At 53.6% G+C, this 20,310-nt stretch carries 13 protein-coding genes; 11 read left to right on the forward strand and 2 right to left on the reverse strand.

Features of this window, described 5'->3' with window-relative positions; genetic code table 11:
* The first annotated feature begins 25 nt into the window (after positions 1 to 25).
* Genes N5O98_RS10655 through N5O98_RS10665 form a run of 3 tightly spaced genes read left to right on the forward strand, consistent with a single transcriptional unit; the run spans position 26 to position 6,174 of the window.
* Positions 26 to 3,868, forward strand: a complete 3,843-nt coding sequence (locus tag N5O98_RS10655) for a phage tail tape measure protein (protein WP_004293596.1) — start codon at positions 26 to 28, stop codon at positions 3,866 to 3,868.
* A gap of 12 nt (positions 3,869 to 3,880) precedes the next feature.
* A complete protein-coding gene (locus tag N5O98_RS10660; protein ID WP_004293595.1) occupies positions 3,881 to 4,858 on the forward strand; it encodes a DUF6046 domain-containing protein in 978 nt (325 codons plus the stop codon).
* Positions 4,849 to 6,174 (forward strand): hypothetical protein, encoded by a 1,326-nt coding sequence (locus tag N5O98_RS10665; RefSeq protein ID WP_004293594.1) that lies wholly within the window; start codon positions 4,849 to 4,851, stop codon positions 6,172 to 6,174. Before N5O98_RS10660 ends, N5O98_RS10665 begins: the two co-directional genes overlap by 10 nt.
* A 9-nt stretch (positions 6,175 to 6,183) precedes the next feature.
* Here N5O98_RS10665 and N5O98_RS10670 read toward each other — a convergent pair whose 3' ends face one another.
* On the reverse strand, positions 6,184 to 7,374 hold the full coding sequence (locus N5O98_RS10670) for a toll/interleukin-1 receptor domain-containing protein (RefSeq protein ID WP_224200102.1): 1,191 nt from the start codon (positions 7,372 to 7,374) through the stop codon (positions 6,184 to 6,186).
* Positions 7,375 to 7,455: 81 nt separating this feature from the next.
* Here N5O98_RS10670 and N5O98_RS10675 point away from each other — a divergent pair, with 81 nt between their 5' ends.
* The 8 genes from N5O98_RS10675 (at position 7,456) to N5O98_RS10710 (ending at position 19,977) form a co-directional block, all read left to right on the forward strand.
* Positions 7,456 to 8,346 carry a hypothetical protein gene (locus tag N5O98_RS10675; RefSeq protein WP_004293592.1) on the forward strand — a complete coding sequence of 297 codons (891 nt, stop codon included), beginning with the start codon at positions 7,456 to 7,458 and terminating at the stop codon, positions 8,344 to 8,346.
* Entirely contained in the window at positions 8,343 to 10,031 is a 1,689-nt protein-coding gene (locus tag N5O98_RS10680) for a hypothetical protein (RefSeq protein ID WP_117677918.1), read from the forward strand. Before N5O98_RS10675 ends, N5O98_RS10680 begins: the two co-directional genes overlap by 4 nt.
* A gap of 3 nt (positions 10,032 to 10,034) precedes the next feature.
* On the forward strand, positions 10,035 to 12,305 hold the full coding sequence (locus tag N5O98_RS10685; RefSeq protein ID WP_117677917.1) for a hypothetical protein: 2,271 nt from the start codon (positions 10,035 to 10,037) through the stop codon (positions 12,303 to 12,305).
* A 4-nt stretch (positions 12,306 to 12,309) separates the two neighbouring features.
* Positions 12,310 to 13,620, forward strand: coding sequence for a hypothetical protein (locus N5O98_RS10690; RefSeq protein ID WP_018665661.1), 1,311 nt, complete (start codon positions 12,310 to 12,312; stop codon positions 13,618 to 13,620).
* A 135-nt stretch (positions 13,621 to 13,755) separates the two neighbouring features.
* Positions 13,756 to 18,522, forward strand: a complete 4,767-nt coding sequence (locus N5O98_RS10695) for a hypothetical protein (RefSeq protein ID WP_117677916.1) — start codon at positions 13,756 to 13,758, stop codon at positions 18,520 to 18,522.
* A 49-nt stretch (positions 18,523 to 18,571) separates the two neighbouring features.
* Positions 18,572 to 18,865, forward strand: a complete 294-nt coding sequence (locus tag N5O98_RS10700) for a hypothetical protein (RefSeq protein WP_018665659.1) — start codon at positions 18,572 to 18,574, stop codon at positions 18,863 to 18,865.
* Positions 18,865 to 19,188 (forward strand): hypothetical protein, encoded by a 324-nt coding sequence (locus tag N5O98_RS10705; RefSeq protein ID WP_018665658.1) that lies wholly within the window; start codon positions 18,865 to 18,867, stop codon positions 19,186 to 19,188. Before N5O98_RS10700 ends, N5O98_RS10705 begins: the two co-directional genes overlap by 1 nt.
* Before the next feature lie 108 nt (positions 19,189 to 19,296).
* Entirely contained in the window at positions 19,297 to 19,977 is a 681-nt protein-coding gene (locus tag N5O98_RS10710; protein ID WP_026314685.1) for a hypothetical protein, read from the forward strand.
* A 100-nt stretch (positions 19,978 to 20,077) separates the two neighbouring features.
* Here N5O98_RS10710 and N5O98_RS10715 read toward each other — a convergent pair whose 3' ends face one another.
* Complete coding sequence (locus tag N5O98_RS10715) at positions 20,078 to 20,215, reverse strand: hypothetical protein (protein ID WP_224241406.1); 138 nt, start codon at positions 20,213 to 20,215, stop codon at positions 20,078 to 20,080.
* Positions 20,216 to 20,310: the final 95 nt, after the last annotated feature.

Consider the following 20,310-nt stretch of genomic DNA (forward strand, 5'->3'; position numbering starts at 1 on the left):
TTCTTTTAACGCAGTACCCATTACCATGGCTCAGGAACAGAACTATCAGGTCAACTACTCCATCAACGTGGATGCCTCTCAGGGCACCAAGCAGGTTATCGCCTTCGGTGAGGCGGTAGGCAAGCTGGTACAGGCGAAAGCGTCCCTGACTCCGGCCGTCACGAACATCAAGAATATGATGGACGAGATAGACCGCGTGTTCCGCACCAAGAACGGCAAGAAACGTAATTTCGATTACCGCCTGACCATCGATACGAAAAAAAGCGAAGAGAAGCTGGAACGTATCAAGGGGTTACTCACGGATATTTCCACGCTTTCCAAAGGCATCAGCCTGACCATCAATGCCGGTCAGGCTTTGGACAGCAAGAAAATCAAGGCCAACGCCAAAAGCCTTTACGAGAAAAAGGCTGCCGAGATGCGCAAAGCGGAGATCGAAAAGAATGCCGCCTCGTCCGTTGGCACGATGGCAGACGCGCAGAAACGCATTACCAAAGCCATCGGGAAAATCAACTCCGCCCTGGTTTCCATGGAACGTGACCGGGAACTGCAAATCAAGACCGGGACGGCGGAAAACAGGTTGCAGCAGATACTTTCCCTATTGGGTCGTATCAAAAGTGCTTCTGTCATTTCTTTCAACATGCAGGGAGGCATACCATCCGAAGGACTCACACCTTCCGTTCCGGTGCCATATGCTCCGCAGGCCTTCGTAATGCCCGAAAAGGCCCGGCAAAAACTGATGGAACGGCTTTATGCAGGACAGCAGCTGCATCGCCAGAAACTGGTCCACGCGGAGGAGCTCTTTACCGCAGACCAGCGCCGTAAGGCGGCTCTGGCAGAAACCGCCGCGGCGGAAAAGCGGCGTGCCGATGAAGCGCGGGCTAAAGAACGGGAGTGCAAGAATGCCGCCCGTGCTGCGGAGAAAATACGCCGGCAGGCAGAACAGGCACGCCGTAAGGCAGAAACGGAACGTATAAAGGCCGAGCAGGCTGCAAGACGGCAGGAACAGCGCAATGCGATGCAGTCCGTCAGGCTCATGCAGCGGGAACATACTGCAGCCGGTACGCTCTACCGCAGTAAACGCCGTGCCGCCATCAACCGTATCCAGTATTCGAAAGCGCCGTCACTCAGGAACCTCCCGTTCGCTTCGATGCTCAATGCCTATATGGGTTACAGCCTGATCCGTTCGGAACTGACGAAGGCCATCGACTATTCCAACATCATGGAATCGGCACATTCCATCCTCCGTGTGGCGGACAGCGACCTCAAGACATTCGAGACCCGTTTTGACAGTATGGCCCGTCATGTCCGTAAAATCGGCATCGACACGAAATACACAGCCGTGGAGATTGCCGGTGCCGTCAAATACCTGTCGATGGCGGGCATGAATATCGAGACAATCAACAAGTCCATCCGCCCGATCACGAACCTGGCACTTATCGGTGACAACGACGTGTCGTATATCGCCGACCTGGCCACGAACATCATGGCCGGTTATGATATCCATAACGACAGCATGGACAGCGTGGCGGACATTATCTCCTCCACCATTTCCCGCTCGAATGTGAATATCGTGGAGATGGCGGAGTCATACAAGATGGCTGCCGGTTACCTGCGTATGGCGGGCGTGGACTTCACGGAAAGCAGTGCCGCCATCGGTCTTTTGGGCAATATGGGTCTGAAGGGAACGCTGGCGGGAACCTCGTTGCGTGCTCTTTCCACACGTTTTGCCAAACCTACCAAGGAGGCACAGGAAGTTCTGGACCGCCTGGGCATCCGGTTCACGGAAATGCGCGACATCGAGGGGGTGCAGGTCGAGAAACTCCGTCCTATAGCGGACATTTTCGAGGAATTGAACAAGAAGGGCGCGTCGATGGCGGATGTCCAGGCAATCTTCGGGAAAATTGGCGGTAACGCGGCGATGATGTTCCTGAAGAACTACGACAAACTACGAGAACTGACTTCATATAACCGGGGGTCCCAGGGCGTTTCCTCAGAACTGGCATTGGTAAAGCAGAATACGACCAAGGGATTGTGGGCGCAGGTGACCTCCCAGCTGACCGAAGGGTTCATGCAGGCATACGAGGTGTTGGAACCCTCTATCCGCACTGTGCTCCGCACTTTTCTGGCAAAGTTCAAGGCTCCGGAATTTACCCGTGGCCTGGTGTCCATCGGGAATGCCTTGTTGGACATCTTCACCGTGATCGGCAATATCGGCGCATGGGTGACCCGCAATTTCCATTGGATAGAACCGCTTGTCTTTACAGGCGTTGTCGCGACCCGGCTGTTCAAGGTGGCGGGAGCCCTGACGAATATCGGCATCGCCATGGGGTTTATCGGCAAACAGTCTGCGGCCACGACATCAATCAGTGCCGTGCAGGGGCTGCTGGGGGCGGGTGGTATCGGTAAGGTTTCGTTTGCCCAGAAGCGGGCCATCGTGTCGGCCATGCAGTCCGCAGGCGTGGCGGGACGGGGAGCGATGAACCGCGCCTTGATGGCCGGGGGCGGTGTCATCGGAGCCAAAGGAGTCCTGCAGTCGCTGTTTGCCACACAGGTGGCTACCGGCAGCGGACTGACCGGTGCTGCCGCCTCGTTGAGTGCCATCAGTACAGGCGCGGTTGCCGCCACGGCAGGTATAGCCGCATTGGTCGGGACTTTGGGATGGGTGGCTTACAAGACCTGGAAGATAAAGGAGGCGAAGGATGCCGTACTGGAAGAGATCGAATCGAACCGCAAGTACCGTTATCCGTCCATAGAGGCACTTTACTCCTCCCTGAGCGAGACCTATAACATGGCTGTCAAGACAAAGCGTGCCGTGGACGAGGTCGTTGCCGGCAAAAGTATCGAAGAGGCTTCGGGACATAAAATCGGAGCCTTCACATCCAACTGGTGGGCCGGGTTCTTGGGGGAATTTGCCATCGCTTCATCTGAGGGGATGGTATCGCGAGACCATGTGTATAACATGGACAAAGCCCGTCAGGATGACATAAGGGATGCGCTTGTCACCCTTGCCAAACGCGACAGCCAGACACGTATCGATGCCGCGTACGCCGAGTTCGGGAAGATGGGTACGGTATTGGAAGTGGACGCTTTCCTCAAGACGGTAAAGGAGCGTTTCGGGCAACAGGAGAAGGATCTCGACAAGTCTTTGTGGCGTATGCAGGATGGCAAGGCCGTCTATGTGAATGATATCGGGGACAGGTCGGAAGCGGTTGCCGCCCGCACATACGACTATGCCCGGTACATGAACACGCAGACCGTTCCGGAGATTGTGCGTGCCGCCACCGCTTATCGGAATGCCATATCGAGTGCCGCCAATGCGCATGAGCTGATGCGTAAGGGAGGGTTCGACTTTGACCAGTTCAGGGCCTGGGGATTCGAGCAGGACGAAAACGGGCTATGGAAACAGCGGGCACTGGGGCAGAACGCCACCGATGCGCAGCGTATAGACAACATCGCGCATCGCAAGCTGGCACATACGACACTCGTGAAGTTCTTTTCATCGCTCCGGCAGACTTTCGGAGGTTCGGCGGAGGCAGCCGAGAACATCCTCCGCGTGGCGGGCTTCACTCCCGACCAGTACGGCAACGAACCGGATTCCAACGATACACGTCCGTTTGCTGCCAACCCGATTACCAACACGCATCTGGATGACGGAGGGGCCGGCGGCAACTATTCCGGCACGGGGCGGTTGTCCTCGGCGGCACCTAAACAGGTCATCGTGAACATAGAGAGCCTGCTCAGTGTCAGGACCATCGACCTGATGAAGTCGAAGGAGGGGCAGACGGAAGAGATACAGAACCTGAAAGAACAACTGGCACAGGCGCTCATCGATGTCGTGCATGACTTCGATGCCTCCTGGAACGCATAAAATGAAAGGATTATGGGAAGACTGATACAAATCGCGGCCTCGACTTTGTTGAGCGGAGGCATACTCAACCACGGTTCGCTTGGCGGATACATCAGCAACGCCACGCGTCTGGCGTTGGGCATGGGGCTTGCCGAATTGCAGGACGGGCAGGTACATTACTTCTCCAGGCACCATGACCTGCTCAAACGGGCAGCCATACAGGTTGCCTCGCAGACGGCTTACGGGTTGCTACGTTCCTATCCCCGATACCTCAAATACTGGGAACAGCAGGTGCGGGACAAATATCTTCAGACACAGTCGCAGTCCAGCCTTGCGAACAAGACCGGACAGTACTACCAGCTCATCAGGGAACAGCAGGCGGTGGCGCAGAAGAAAAACCATATCGATTCCATCGTCGGCCGGACAGTGGCGGATTTTCTGGAACTGTCCATATCAGAGGAGGGGAAGTATTATGACAACAGCGAGTGCAAGGTTTTGCCGAACAGCCGGTATGGACTGGTGACATTCGTGGACCTGGGACCGCAGGTACAGGTCAGCAGCCGGAACAATATCCTGCTGACCCGGGTACAGGGGCGGGACTATACCCGCAAGGAATATATATCCGGGGGTGACCTCGAGATTACCATCAACGGCAAGATCACCTCCAAATACCCGGACGTGTATCCCGAGGCGGAAGTGTCCAAGTTTATCAGGCTGGTACAATACAAGGGTGTCATCGATTGCGACAACACGGTATTGCGCCAGTTCAACATTTCACGGTTGATTATACAGGGCTATACCTTACAGCCTACGGATTGCCGGAACGTGCAGCCGTATTCGCTGAACTGTGTCGCCGTGGAGCCATCGGAAGCCGTGGAACTGAAACTGGCGGAACAGGAAAAGGTGGACACGGCCATCAAGCACACGAACAAGTGGATCAAGTATGTTAAATTCGGTACGGAGGTCATCGACCCCGCCTCGTTGCTTAAACTGACACGTTTATGGGTATAGCTGCAATGGATATCCTCTGCTGTCGCATCACCATCGGGGATGCCGACCCATCCAATCCGATGAGGATACAGAACGGCGTGGAGATTACGGAAGTCCAGTCGCTCGAAATCAACGAGAGTTACAAGAAGCTGATCGGAACGGCCAAAGTGATATTCCCGAAAGGGTCGGTATGCCGCTCCACGATTATCGGGAACGTGACATTGGAGGGCAAGGACGTGTCGAGGATAACGACGGAGGTGATGCAGGACGGTGTCATCATCGAGAAACGCAGCGCGCAGCGTCTGGTTGACGAGACGACATTCAAGGTCGGACAGCGCATCAATATCAAGCTGGGCTACAACGGCGTGCTGAAAAATATGTTCGACGGATACATTACCGGATACAATTCGGACAGCACGCTGGAAATCCAGTGTGAGAATATGGCCTACAAACTCAAACTGAAACAGGCACCTCATTTCGAGACCCCGGCGAAAGGGACGACGGTGAACGAGGTGCTGGAAGGCAAGTATAATATCCTGAAAGATACCGGCTTCAGGATACACTCGGATACGAAGCGGTTTGAGATACATATCGGCAAGGTAAAGGTCACGGACAACTTCACGGTAGCGGATATCCTTTCCGAATGGTCGAAGTACAAGGTCTACTGTTTTTTAAAATACGATGCCGATGATGACGGGGCCATACCGTCCATTGCCGTCGGGCGTCCTTATTCGTCCAGCAAGGCTCAGCCGGTATTCCCGGAGGATGAATCGACAGGACCGTACAGGATATACTTCAACGAGCATGTGGCGCAGAGCAACCTGAAAGTGGTCAAGACCGATCCGAAGTTTTTGGCGGTGACGGGCAAGGCACTCGGGACGGATGAAAAATTCTTTGAGGTGACAGTACGCATGAATCCTGAATACGACCCGGCGACGCCGGGCAGCAAGGAGTTTCAGACGGTCAATGCCACGCAGATTTCAAAAAAGACGCACAAAGTAACGGGCAACACGACGGCATCAGGAGCGAAGACCAGGACCAAGGTGGATTTATCCACATATACCATCGTACCATATATGTCACCTCATGTCGGAATCAATTCCGACCGGCTTGTAGAAGAGACGACGGAATACTTTCGGAATTACAATCTGAACGGAATCACCGGCAATGTGACAGTATTCGGGGATTTCGGACTGTCTCCTGCCGTACAGGTGGAACTGATCGACTACCGTAATCCTTCCAAGAACGGCGTATACCTCGTGGAAGAGGTAACGACTACTTTCGGGGTGGGTGGATACAGGCAACAACTGAGTATTCCGTATAAAATTAGGAAATAAGATTTACCGTTATTCAACAGGAGGAATTTCTATCAATGGTTCTTCGTTTATTACCTTGATAATATTCGGAAGTTCGCTATTGTATTTATCGTCAGTAGAGCAATCAAAACCTTTTCTTCCACTAATGAAATCCGGTGTCGAAGTTTCAAAAGACCCTTTGCGTACAACCGGTATAAATTTAGTGGTTCCCTGATTGTTATATATTTCATGTGATATTATACCCCCTTCATAAGCGGCACCTCCTTTACCGGATTCAGCTTTCTCTTTATACTTTGGAGTCAGAATGCACAGAACTTTAGTTGCCTTACGGATGCTTTCAAGCATAAATTTAGGCAAGTCAGTTCCATGAGGTTGATACTGGTCTATTTGAGCATCAATCCCTCGTCTTCGCAAATCTTTGGCGAAAGTTTGAATCCAATTCATAAAGACATTGTCTTCTACCTCCCACGCATACGAAATCAACACAAACGGCTTGTTTTTATTCACAATTGGTTCTTCCGCCACTTTATTGAGAATTTCAGGCAGAGGCGTATTATCGATTGTAGGAATGTCTACATCTGCCCAAGGATTCAAAGCTTCTTGTATCGCATCTTTTGGAGTATTCATTAGCAGCAGCCTGTTTATTTTGATAGACAAATCTTTGAGGAATTTTTGTACATCATTCTCATCAAGAGCTAAAAATAAAGTCCTATACCATTTAATTCTTGATGTAAATTCTTCCTTTTCCCGCAATTCTGCCATATATTCCCCATATGTATGAGGTAACGACAATGTTGTTAAATATGGCCTGATTGTATTATAAAACAATGGTCCATCTACATACAGCGGCGCATAATCATTTTCTTTGTTCGATCCGATAATATTCCAAAGCTGTTCATATATATCTGATCTACTGGTCTCTTTTTCATAAATTGTCCGCTCAAGGGAAATTTTAGGAATAACACACTCTCCCCCATTTATAACATCGGCACCATTCTCCGTAAGAGCTATAAAATCTCTATCTTTTAAGTAGAGATAGCCATTATCAATGAGGGTATTTACCAGGAAATACAATATACCCAATTGATTACGAGTAAATTGCTTTTCAGCTGCAAATCTAAAATTTCTGAGCATGTTACCTTGCCCGGCTTTAAAGCATCTTGATTTTTGAAAGAAATCAAATATATATGTAATATAGGATTCTAAAATTTCTTGTTTCATAAGTAATATCATTGTCTTTGCAAAAGTACAAAATAATTGGCAACCAATAAACTATGCTCCTCCTATTCTTTCAAAAAACTCATGTCTTCAGACAAATCCAACCAGTTGCTTATCCGTGAGGCTATCCGCAAGATAGCCTTGGGACGGAGTATGGAGCGTATCAATCTGGCTCCCGGAGGCATGTCCGGTATCGGTACGGCCCGCATGATACACGGCTATGTCGCCAAGATACACGACAACCCCTCGGACGAGGAGTTTTCCGACTACGGCGGTACCATTGATGTCGGCGAGTACCCGGACGAGACGGCCTCCGCCGAACCTGTTATCCATAAAGGCGTGTTGCTCTCGGCCGCCACCAACAGCGAAGGCGGCTTCCTGATCGTCCCCGCACTTTTTTCCGACGTGACCATCTTCATGGATGCCGCCACCCGTTATGCCTATGTGGTTAACTTCTCCCATGTGGATATCCTGCGGCTCAATGCCCGCACGGAAACCGTCATCGGCGTGACCGAAATGGAGGAACTGGATCCGGAAAACGACTCTTCCCCGGACTACGACGAACTGGAAACCACCGGTAACGAGACCTCCACCCACTATACGCCGACGGCCGTCACAACAACCGTTAGGAATGACAAGGACAAGGAAGCGACAACCGTTATCGATGCGGAAAGCATCACGCATACGGTGGACAAGTCTGAAGTCAGACAGACAGCAGATAAAGTGGTACAAAAGGTCAATTCCACGACCGTTGCCGTTGCCGACAACAAGGTGACGCTCGGTGACGAGAATGCCACCGAGCCGCTGGTTCTGGGTAATGAGCTTGCCCGGCTGATGCTCGACTTCCTGACGGAATGTTCGAAAATCATGACTCCCACACTGATGGGCACGATGTCGCCGATCAATATGCCGAACTTCATCTCGCTGACATCACGTATCCAGAAATTTCTTTCCAAGACCAGCTATACCAAATGAGCGTACAACTGCATCCCGATATAGAAACCCTCGACAAGGAGAGCCTGTGCTATTCCATCTATGCACAGCTGTACCATAACTTTTTCAATGCCCAGCAGAAAAAGGACGACGAGCATCCTTACGGCATCGAGGAAGGCGACGAGACCAGCCTGAGACTGAAGAATACCGCTTACGGTTTTGCATCCGCCATTGCCGGAGCCGTTACGGGAGAAGGCGGTTCCGGAAGCGGTGGCTTGCTGTTGGATTACCTGAAAAAATCGGGCGGTGACATGACCGGCAAGCTCAGTGCCAATTACGGTTTCGAAGCCGGCATTGGAAACACCCGTATCCTGGAAACCTATTCGCAGGACATTACCGATCCGGAAGGTGTGGTAACTGCCATCGAGTACGGTATCAGGATTACCGGCAACCTGAAAGTCGGGGGCGACAGCCTGCATATCGGCGGCAGGCAGTTGCTCCGTTACGACGCGGACAAGGCCACCGCTACAATCAACGCTTCCCATATAGACTTTCTGGATGCGACGGTACATTCCAAAGGGGCATGGATTATCGGGGACGAGGATACAGGAATATCCATCTCCCCGACACGGCTGGCCGTGGGCGGGCAGGATGTCTATCATCGTGGCAACGCCAATACGGACACGGTGGATTGGATGATGCGGGACGGCATGGTGAGACGGAATCTGACGGTGCGAGGGAGTACGGTCATGGATGGCGGACTGAAAGCCTTGCAAGGCGTGGAACTGGGCGACAAAGGGAAATGTCTGCTTTCGTTTTCGGAAGAGGATGTCGCGCTCGGCGGGTTCCTCTCGTTCCTGGACGGGTTCGGCATCCGGATCGGAGATGTTCCCGTACTGCTCTGTACCGACAAGGACAAGATACAGCTCGGGAGTATCGGTGGTGACCTTCTTTTAGGCGGCGACCATACCCCGAAGATACGCCTGTTCTCCGGCATATCGGACGTGGACGGCGAGTGTCTGATGCTTTCCCCTTACGGAAAGGCTTGTTTTCCGGGCTCGCTGACTGTCCGCCACAACTACGGCGCCGACCTGCTCTCCTCATACCGGGTAGACACTTCCGATGAAGGTATCGTTATCCACAAGCGCTTGCGGATGGGCACAGCAGAGGGATTTATGTTCACAGGCGACAGGGAGCGCGTATCGCTTTCTTCCGAGGTAATCTACGAGGAAGAGGACGTAAGGACGGCTATCCCTCACAGCACGGATTTTTCACACCGTCCGTCCGTGAGCTGTTATGCCCCGCAGAACCGTCACAGCGAATCGTTCCATATCCGCACCGATGCCGATTTCGTTACGGTCGCTGTTCCGTTGGAAGCAGCCGGGCATATCGGAATCCATGCGTCGCCCACCCGGATTACTGACAGAATCCTATACTTGACAGAGGCGTTACGCCTGCAAGCGGTGGAGGACGGTATCCGGCATTACGGAAACAGCGTCTTTACCGGGTCGCTCTCTTCGGAGTTCTTTTCCCCGGGCCTTTCCGGAAGCGGATGGGCTGTCCGCCGGAACCGGACGACAGGAGGCGTCTCCGCCACATTCGACGAGGTGGTGGCCCGCCGTAAGTTCCGCGCCTATGAGTTCGAGGTCGAAAAGACTTCGGTAACCAACGGTTCCTTCTGGATCAGCGACAGCTGTTCGGGAGACACCGTGGAAAAACTGTCATAATCCATGTCCGTATTCCGTTATCCGACATACAAGATCCGTATCGCCCCCGACTCGCAGAAGACACAGGGACTGCAAGCCGGGGATATCATCCGCAGGCAATATGCCGAACGGGAGCGTACCGTCTATTCGCTGATGTGCGTGACAGAAACCGGAACGGAGCTTGTCGGAGACAAGGACGCCCCTTATTTCATCGGGGCATTGCTGGACGGGGACGAACCGCAGGGCGGTGAACTGCTGGACTTCGTGCGGATTACCAACCTGTTCGATACGGCACGTAGCGGCGCCTTGTACCTGACGGCTTCTGACAGCGATTCACCCTATATGGATGTCATCGACGGCATGGCGACCGAACGCTCCCTGTGCTATCCCGTCATGGACGGAGGCATGGCGGGAGTGCCGGACAAGTCCAGGTACGCCGTTTATGGCAGCATGCTGCAAACGGAATATCTGGATGCCGATTCGGAAGCGACACGCATTGTCCGCATTATCCGCAACGCGGAACCGGCAGGAAACGATTCCTTCGGGCTGATGCTGACATTGGAAGAACCGGTCGGATACCCGGAGCGCCTGCTGGTATCGTTCAAGGTCAGGTCTTCCAAAACATCAGGTTCCGTACCGATCCGATTCGGCTATACGAACCGTGAAAAGACGGATGCGGAAGATGAAATCTCCATCGGCCGGGAATGGAAGTACAAGTTATGGGTCATCACCGTGGATTACCCGGCACAGTACAGCCGGAGCCTGTTTCTTGACCTGACATCAAGCCTGGCCTCCGAGTGGGACTGGTGCGAGGTCGCCGACCTGAACATTGTTCGTCTTGCCTCCGTATCCGCTTTCAGCGAGGCGAGCAAGGCCCGTGTGGGAAAGGTCAGCGGCATCATCGATCCGGTCTTCGGCATGTTGGATGGTTACGGGGCCTATTTCCAGAATCTCTATGCCACACGCAATGTCAATATAGCCGGCACGCTTACCGCGGGAGACGAGAACGGTTTTTCAAGCACGTTTTATGTGGGCAAAATCCACAAGAATGTCATACCCGACAGCCTGTCCTGCCGGTTCAGCCATTCGGAAGAGCTGGATGAAACATCTCCCGCCGGACTCGGGCGGTGTGTACGGATAGCCGGAGACAGTCTTCTTGGTGCGCAAAGTGCCGCCTGGCGGGAGGCTCATACAGGAGTCTGTTATTGTTTCTCAGTCTGGATAAAAGCGGAAGATACGGCAGCCATCCGGTTCTATCAGGATGAACATCTTGTCGGTGATCGGACGGTGGCTGCCGGTAAAGGATGGGTCCGTTATAATGTCCCGTTCCTCATACGCGGGTCAGATTCCCCCGTCATGTGTCTCGGCATTGCCGCTTCCGTCCCCCTGTCGTTGTCCGCCCCTCAATTGGAGGCCGGAAGGAACGTGACCCCCTATCAGGCGACCGATGAAGCCTTGTCCTACACGGACGATTACGGTGCCTGGTTCAATAAGGGAGGTATCGGGGGTACCATACAGAATCCCCTGTTGCGGCTGAACGAAGACGGCTCGATCGTTTCACGGGACGGTTCTTTCGTCATCCATCCGGACGGGACGGGCCATTTCGCCTCGGGACGGTTCAAGTGGGGCAAGGATACCATCGAACTGCGCGATGTGACCATCCGCTGGGAAGACCTCGATGAGGAGGCGCAGGAACTGCTCAAGCCCCGTTCCGTCTCCCTGACAGGCGGCACGGCGTTCCATTTCAAGGACGAGCTTTCAGGCGCATGCGAGCCGGAGAATATCCCGCTTGTGGCGACCGAATACAATTTCGAGCCGGAAAGTCGGCAGTGGGAATACCTTGCCGTTGACGGCATATGGAAAGATGCCGGATGCAATGCCACCGTATTTGAAATGACACCCCCGTTTCATGGCTGGGAAGGGCGCGACGTGCTGACCCTCCGCTACACGGCAACATACCGTAATGAAAAAATCAGTGCGACCCATACCTTTTTCAAACTTTACGACGGATCTCCCTCCTATACTGTTTATGTGGAGTCTGAAAACGGCACGACATTCCGCAACGGAATCGTCTCGACGGTACTCCGTGCCAGGGTGTACAGGGGCGGTGAAGAGATTACATCGCTCATTCCCGACGGCAATTTCCGCTGGATACGGACGAGCCGCGATACGGAGAGTGACAGGATATGGAACGCCGCACCGCGTTACGGCAGGGAGATAGAGATAACCGGCGGGGACGTGTGGTGCAAGGCCGTTTTCGACTGTGAAGTGAATATATCAACAACATTACAATAAGCATATGGCAATCAAAGTAGCACGCGGACAAGTCACCATCATCGACCAGAATGATGCTGTCTCCTTACAGGCGTTTATCGGTTCCTCGCAACCGCTGACCCAGGTATTCAACAAGGATACCGGCGCGTATGCCCCCTCGTGGGCGGCATCCCCGTACCTGATATTGACCCCTTCTCTGTTTGTCAGCGGCAAGGCGGCCGTAGACCAGATCTCATCCGTCGGCAACGCGGCGACATTGACAGCCGGTGTCAAGAGCGGTTCCGCCAAATGGTACAAGGACGGCACGGTCATAACTTCCGGACAGGACAGCTGCACGATCGGCGCCGCTTCCGCCAAATACGCCCTGACCGTCAAGGCAAACCACATGACCGTTTCCGCCCCGCAGGTACGGTATACTTTCGAGGCAATCTACATCGATGCCAACGGGCTGGAGATTCCTTTCCGTGCGGAGGTACAGTTCACCCAGCATCTGAACGCGGGGGCGATGATTGCCGCCGTGGCTTATGCCCCCGACGGCATTGTCTTCAAGAACGATGAAGTGGCTACGCTCAAGGCGCACTGCGACCTGTGGCGGGGCGCCACCATCGATACGACCAATGTGACCTATGCCTGGGGCATCAAGGACTCTGCGGTATTCGCCAACACGACCCTTACAGCCGAGGCAAAAACCGGTGCGACCACCGTTACCGTCGCTTCCGTCACCAATATGGAAGCCGGGGGTAAAATCTCTATCGGGTCCGTGCAGTACACCATATCGGCAGTAAGCGCTTCAACCAAAGTGGTAACGCTGACTTCGGCACTCACGGGAACCAGCGCTTCTGGCAGTCCGGTATCCTGTCCGTATTACAATGCAATGCTGGGGGCCGGATGGGCCTGCCTGACTTCCGCCAATCCCCGTGGAGTGACGGCAGGCTGGACCACGAACGAGATTACCATTACGGCGGATGCCGTGCTGAATTTCGAGACATTCAAATGCGCCATCAAGGATACGGATACATCAGCGGGCAACAGTTCGGCAAACAAGGTGGTCTGCGATATCATCTCGTTCACGGACATGTCGGACCCCATCACGGTGGATCTTGTCAGCCAGAAAGGGTTCACGATAAAGAACAACGGCAACGATGTCGATGCCAAGGCGGTACTGTACCGCAACGGAGAGGAACTGGATGCGAACGGCACAGCCTATACTTATACATGGAAATTGTGGAACTCGGCCGGAACATCGGTCATAAAGACCTATACGGGAAAATCCATCACCGTATCGAAAGCGGATGTGACCGGCAAGGGCGTACTCATGTGCGAGGTATCGAAATAATATAGAAACGTTATTGATTTTAATGGACGGTGACCGGTATGAATCGGTCGCCGTATTTATTGAATGGCAATATTCTTATTTGTGACGGCAACCTGCTACCATTCTTTTGGCCTATACTTTCCGTAAAGAGCATATATGGTAAAGACACTGGTCGCCCGGGGGCAGGCGACAATCCACATACAGAAAGACGGCTATACCATCAGCCAGTCGCTCGGAGAATATGTCTTCCCCGCGGATGCGGACGGGAAGATACCCTCCGCCGTATCCGTCACTTCCACCATCCAGGTAACGCTCGGGGATTCCGATTTTTACGGATTCTCCATCGGACCGGTTGTCAAACCTGCCGGGTTCTCTTCCATATCCGTCAACAACAGCAACAAGACCATTACCTATAACATTGCGGCGGGTACGGCCACGCTGGCCGACCATGGTACGGTTTCCATTCCCGTCATCATATCCGGAGCTACCTATACCCTGTCATTTGTCTGGTCGAAAGCCAAATCCGGTACGCCGGGAAAAGACGGTGCAGATGCCTCCATGCTCGACTGGGTCAAGGAGTGGAACACGGGCAAGACACTTATCAACAACAACACGGTCATTACCCCGAAACTGTTCACCGGCATCAAGAACAGCGACGGCACTGTTTCCGGTATCGCCATCGGTTCATTCCCACTTTCCGTAAAGACAGCTTCCGGAACGGTTACTGTCGAAACTGTCAACGGCATCTATGGCTTCAAGGACGGTTACAAGACCTTCTACGTGGACAACGGGGGCAACGTGCAGTTAGGCAACGGCAGCCAGTCCATCAAATACAACGCTTCCACCGGCAAAATCGAGTTCGGGGCTGATGTCAGCCTGAACTGGGCCGGTGCGGCCTATATCGATAAGGACGGCATCTTTACCGGAAAACTCTCCGCCGATACCGTGAAAACGTTGCATCTCGATGCCACACAAATCACCTCGGGCACGATTTCAGCTTCTCGTATCGACGTGGCCTCCCTGAAAGCCTCGCTCATCACCGCCGGAAACATCAATGCCCTGACCCTCACGACCACCAAGGGAAGCATCGGAGGGTGGAGTATCGACAGTGACAGCATCTATCGCGGAACGAAGAAGAATGCTGCCAATACCTATACGGCGGCATCCGGATCGATGACTGTCGGATCAACGGGTATCCGTGGCTATAAATGGCGTCTTGAATCGACGGGAGCCGGTGCGGTGGCGGGCGGCAATATCGTGTGGGACGCTTCCGGAAATGTTACTTTCGCCGCTTCCGTTTCCCTTCAATGGACAGCCCCGATTGATTCCATAACCACCGCTCTGGGTGGTAACACCTACCCCAAACTGACCAAAATCACCGCGGCAGGTATTTATACCGGGAGCATTACCGCCGGTCAGATTACTGCCGGTACCATTTCCGCCGACCGTATAGCGGCGGGCAGCATCAATGCCTCCAAACTGGATACGGCCAGCGTGAAAGCCTCGCTGGTTACGGCAGGCAACATCGAAGCCCTTACGCTGAATGTCACCAAGGGCAAGATTGGAGGCTGGATGATCGGAGCGACGGCATTGAGCGGCAGCCATATCCTGCTTGACAGCGGGAACAGGCGCTTGGTGGTCTATGGATTGAACTCCAGCGCGACAGCCGGACAACGGGTACAGCTGTATTATGGCAGCGACAGTGATTTCGGGCTGTACGCGACCAACAGCGCGGGGGCATGTATCGCCCGTCTCGGTTCACAGAACAATATCGCCGGGTGGACGATAGATGTGTCTTCCATCCGGAAAGGCAACGTGGTGTTGGGCGGTGACGGTTCGATAACGAACGGTACAAAATGGAAGCTGAACAATGACGGCAGCGGTCAGATCGCTTCCGGAAACATTTCGTGGGATGCAGCCGGGAAAGTCTCGTTTTCCCCCGCTGTCTCCCTGCTGTGGAAAAACGACATAGAGGCGGCTCGGAAATCCAATTACGGCTATCCTTACTACCATAAGATTGTCATCAACGGAGAGGAAGACGTGTATTATCCTGTCATTTTCAAAGGCGGCGAGCAAACCGTCAAGCGGGATATCCTGATCCGTCGCGGTTATAGCGAGCAGGCTCCTGACAGTTGGAACACCTCCACCCATAAAGGCGGATTGATCCTGCTTGTCAAGGCCAATTTCGGCGGTTGGGGCGGTATCGCCTATTCTTGGGACATCTACGAGCTTTCCGAGATGTACTGCCGCATGTTTGCCGGGGCCGCCCTGTGCGGTAACAACTGCATGTTCGCCGTGTTCCTGCGTGGCGGCGGGACGGGCGGTGCGGTCTACCATATCTATTCCGACCAACCGATCGTCAGCAGTGCCATGAGCCCGTCCCCCATACCGGCGGCTCCCCAAATCGCCTATAACTCGGATTTGATTTTCCAGAGCGGTTCCACGAAAGCGAACGCCCCGGCTCCCCGTACGCTGACCGCTTCCGTGGAGGAAGAGATACGGCGCAGGCGCTTTATCGCATTGGCGCAAGGCAGCGACAGTACCCTTGCCGCCCATCCGTTGACTTATATCGGCTCTACGGGAATTTACACCGGAACATTGACGGCGGCGCAGGTCAATGCCGTCAGCATCAACGCATCCAGCATCAAGGCCGGGACACTCTCGGCTGACCGTATTGCGGCGGGCAGTATCAATGCCTCCAAACTTGATGCGGCCAGTATCAAATCCTCGATCATCAATACGGCCTATATCAACGGTCTGAGCTGTACCTTCACCAAGGGGAAAATCGGGGGCTTTACCATCGGGAGCGACAACATCACCGTCGGCAGTGTCGGAACAGCCGGTGCCATACCCTTGCAGATCCGCTCGGCATCAGCCGGAAGCGGTTACTGGTACACGGGAGGGTACAAACCATTGGGCATTACGCTGACCTGGCATCAGAGCAGCAATGCCGGCCATATTGTCTTCGGACAGATTGCGGCAAGCGGGAATACGGTCAAGACCGGATTCATCGGCATACAGATGATGTCCTGGGACCATCTGGAATACTTCTGCCTGTCGGCCAATTATACCAAAAGCGGAGCGAAGGAGGTCTATAACCGCATTGCTGGGTGGGCATTCGACCATAACCACATCTGGAAGAACAACATCTCGTTGGGCTCGGACGGTTCGATCACGAACGGTACAAAATGGAAACTGAACAACGACGGCAGCGGGCAGATTGCGGGAGGTAATATCTCATGGAACGCTTCCGGTTCCGTTATTTTCGCCTCTTCCGTGTCTGCCCAATGGACGACCGGAATCACGACCGCCCAGGAACTTGCCTCGGCCATGGCGTTCGGCAAGATGCTTTACCGTGACCCCACTTTCTGGAAAGGGAACAACGGCACTGCCGTCTATAACAATTCCGGTAACGGCATGGTGACGATTACCCGGGAGCAGGACACGGCCGCCCCCAATGACAGCAAGTACGTACTGAAGATACAAACCAAGGGTACGGCCAGCCCCGGCAACGGGGGATTCTATTTCGGAACGACTTGCAGCTCGCGCAAGGTACTGGTCGCCCGTATCATCGCCAAGATACCGGCCGGACGCAACATCTGTTGGGCGACCAACAGCATCGGCACAGGCGGCTCAAGTCGCTGGCTCACCCCCACGGCCGGTACGGGAGACTGGAAGGAGTACATCTACAAGGTCGTCTGCGGGACCTCGAATTTCTCCAGCACCCATTACTTCTATATCGACGGGGCACAGGGAACGGCTTCCACCCCGCTGACCTGGTATGTGGCCTATGCAACGGTCTTTGACCTGACATCGACGGAAAAATATACCACCACCATTGACGCTAATGGGGTATACACCGGTACCGTGAAGGCGAACCAGATAATCGTGGACAGTGCGTTGGTGGTTGGCGGAAGTTCCTATAACGGAAGTGTCTCCGTCAGGGATGCGAACAACGCTGTCAAAGTGACCCTTGACAGGACAGGCATCACGGCCGTGGCCGGTAAGATCGGCGGGTGGGCAATCGGAACAAGCTCGCTTACAGCATCCGCCCCAAGTTCCGGACACCGCATTGTCATCAGTGCATCCGGCTATATCTATCATGACAATCCTTCCTCGGGAAAAGATTACTGGGGTCTGAAGACTGACGGTTCCGCCACGTTCGGATGCGGGAAGATCTCGTTTGCAGCTGACGGTTCCGGGTATCTTGCCAACCAGAATATCAAGTGGGACGCCGGCGGTAACGTGACCATGACCGGAACGATCAATGCCAACGCCGGGACCATCGGGGGCTTTTCCATCGGTCAGGGACGTATCGGCTCTACCGCTTCGGGTAGCGGTTCCGGGGGTGGACTGGCCATTTACAATGACCTGTTCCGCGTGGGAAACACCACCTCCTATGTCCTTTTCGGGGCGAACACGTTTCCGGCATCCACAGGTGGTACATGCGCCACCGGCAGAATCGTGAACAACAAGTATAATTCATACCTGAACAACTACGGGCTGTATATCGAGGTAAAGAATGGATACAGGAATTATGGTGTGTGGTCCAACGCGGCATTGGTCGGTCCTGCCGCCATAGGCATCAAGATGAAGACCGTATATTTTACGGGCTCCGGGTATTCCATTGACTTCTCCGCCGCCAACATCTTCTGCATCTATGCCAATGCCACCTATAATGTCAGCCTCCCCAGCGCATCGTCAGTCGCGAGCATGTTCGGGTATTCGAGCCTTCCATCGGATTTCGCTTACGTGTTCACGTTGTTCTACAGTTATAACTGGGGTGGACACGTGAATATCATGAATGTGAGGAACCAGAACGGGGGCACGACAAACTACGGTATGGAGAGAGGGGATTCACTGACCCTTCTTTGCTGCAACTACCCGTCATTCCACTATCAGGCATTAAATTACAACAGCTAGTAACCGGAATCCATAGCCTTGCCCTATACTTATTAAAAAGCCAAAGCGTATGAACATTACCAACATCACTGTCACCAAGACCGCTGAAGAAAAAACGGAGAACGCCTCCTATGTATTGGAGTATTCTATTGTCAATGACGAGCTGAACCGTCTTCATGTTTCCGTGAATGAGAAGGAAGCCGATACGGAAGGGAACATACCCCCCGTCGGGATTATCTACATGGAACAGGGGAACATCTCCTGTAATCTTCCCGCTGGAAGGGAACTGGGTCCCATATTCCGGGATTTCGACAAGATGCAGCAATATATCCGTGAAAGTATCAATCCTAAAAAAGAATCATAATGGAACTGAGTGTCAAGGACCGCCTTTACCTGCCGACCTTCCTGCCGGCACGTGGCAACTTTAAGGAATTCAACCTCAAAAAGGAAATCCTGCGTAAAATCGCCATCGGTGACGAGGAACGTAAAGCCATCAACCTTCGTGAAAATGCGGAAGACAAGCGTATCGAGTGGGACGTGGAGAAAGAGCATCCCTTGGAGGTAGAGTTCTCCGCCGACGAGATGGCCTACCTGCAAGCCGCCTGCGAGAAGATCTCGGACGAGGAACTGCCCGACGATATGTGGGGCACCGTGGAGGCGATTTATAACGAAATCTCCAACGCATAAACCGAAATTTCTGTCTGCCGCTACTCTTTACACAAAGAGTACCCCGGTCGTACTCTTGGGTGCGGCCGGGATTTTTATATCAACACCATGGCCAGAGAGGATATCATAATGGATGCCGAATACGGGGAAGTGGAAATGTCCGGACGGGTTGCCGGAAAGACTTTCCATAACTTCCGCCTGCTTGACAGCGTGGAAGATGCCGACAATGCGGACTTCCGCCACGGGGAGATAACCGTACCGGCGGACTTCCTCTCATCGTATAGCGATGCAAAAGGTATTCATATCCGTATTCCCTATACGCCCGACAACCGGTTATTGACGGTACGGATTGCCATGGAAAGCGGGTCCGGCGGCGTGGAATATGTGCGTTGCGCAGCCACCAGCAAATGCTGGTTTCCTGTCATGCAGGAATATGGTGACGGGACGAGGCAGGCGGTGACCCTGCCTTCGCTCTATGCCTTGAATGAAGACGGCCTCTATAACCTGCTGATCAGGGAAGACTGCCTGGTTGTCTACAGCGGCGAGGAGACGGACTTCGGGATCGGAGCCTCCAAGATGCAGAACGGGACATTCCTGCTCAAGGCCGTGGCCGGCAATCTCTACCAGCATCCGACTACCGGTGTGGGGCTGATAGACTTCCTGCACTCCAACATGGAGAACAACGGTCTGGCTGCCAAACTGCAGGCGGAGTTTGGTGCGGACAAGGTCGTCATCAAGAACGCCTATATAGACTCGGCAACGGGAGAACTGTTGCTGGAAACCGAGGAGAAGGAGGACAACCATGGGTAATTACCGAGTCATCACCGGACAAAATATCTATGATGTCGCCCTGCATCTGTACGGGAGCATCGAAGGGATTGTGGACCTGCTTATCAACAATCCGGGTCTTTCACTGGAAACGGAACTCCGCACCGGGCAGGAATTGACCTATACCGACGGATTCATCATCAATGCCGATGTGGTCGCCTATAACGAGATGCACGGCATTGTACCCTCCAACGGTGAACGACATGTCTATCCCAAACATTTCACTTGCCCGCAGACGGCCGTTTTTTCGTTGTCAGCGGCACTTGTGTCCGTGCAGTGCGAGGTTTCCGGAACGGGAACGTTGGAAATCGACTG

This window comes from Bacteroides sp. LFL-34 (assembly GCF_027257075.1).
Lineage (GTDB): Bacteria > Bacteroidota > Bacteroidia > Bacteroidales > Bacteroidaceae > Bacteroides > Bacteroides ovatus.

Coding starts and splice junctions, on each gene's coding strand:
- N5O98_RS10655 (WP_004293596.1), top strand. CDS start 26: ATGGCTCAGGAACAGAACTATCAGGTCAACTACTCCATCAACGTGGAT.
- N5O98_RS10660 (WP_004293595.1), top strand. CDS start 3,881: ATGGGAAGACTGATACAAATCGCGGCCTCGACTTTGTTGAGCGGAGGC.
- N5O98_RS10665 (WP_004293594.1), top strand. CDS start 4,849: ATGGGTATAGCTGCAATGGATATCCTCTGCTGTCGCATCACCATCGGG.
- N5O98_RS10670 (WP_224200102.1), bottom strand. CDS start 7,374: ATGAAACAAGAAATTTTAGAATCCTATATTACATATATATTTGATTTC.
- N5O98_RS10675 (WP_004293592.1), top strand. CDS start 7,456: ATGTCTTCAGACAAATCCAACCAGTTGCTTATCCGTGAGGCTATCCGC.
- N5O98_RS10680 (WP_117677918.1), top strand. CDS start 8,343: ATGAGCGTACAACTGCATCCCGATATAGAAACCCTCGACAAGGAGAGC.
- N5O98_RS10685 (WP_117677917.1), top strand. CDS start 10,035: ATGTCCGTATTCCGTTATCCGACATACAAGATCCGTATCGCCCCCGAC.
- N5O98_RS10690 (WP_018665661.1), top strand. CDS start 12,310: ATGGCAATCAAAGTAGCACGCGGACAAGTCACCATCATCGACCAGAAT.
- N5O98_RS10695 (WP_117677916.1), top strand. CDS start 13,756: ATGGTAAAGACACTGGTCGCCCGGGGGCAGGCGACAATCCACATACAG.
- N5O98_RS10700 (WP_018665659.1), top strand. CDS start 18,572: ATGAACATTACCAACATCACTGTCACCAAGACCGCTGAAGAAAAAACG.
- N5O98_RS10705 (WP_018665658.1), top strand. CDS start 18,865: ATGGAACTGAGTGTCAAGGACCGCCTTTACCTGCCGACCTTCCTGCCG.
- N5O98_RS10710 (WP_026314685.1), top strand. CDS start 19,297: ATGGATGCCGAATACGGGGAAGTGGAAATGTCCGGACGGGTTGCCGGA.
- N5O98_RS10715 (WP_224241406.1), bottom strand. CDS start 20,215: ATGTTTGGGATAGACATGTCGTTCACCGTTGGAGGGTACAATGCCGTG.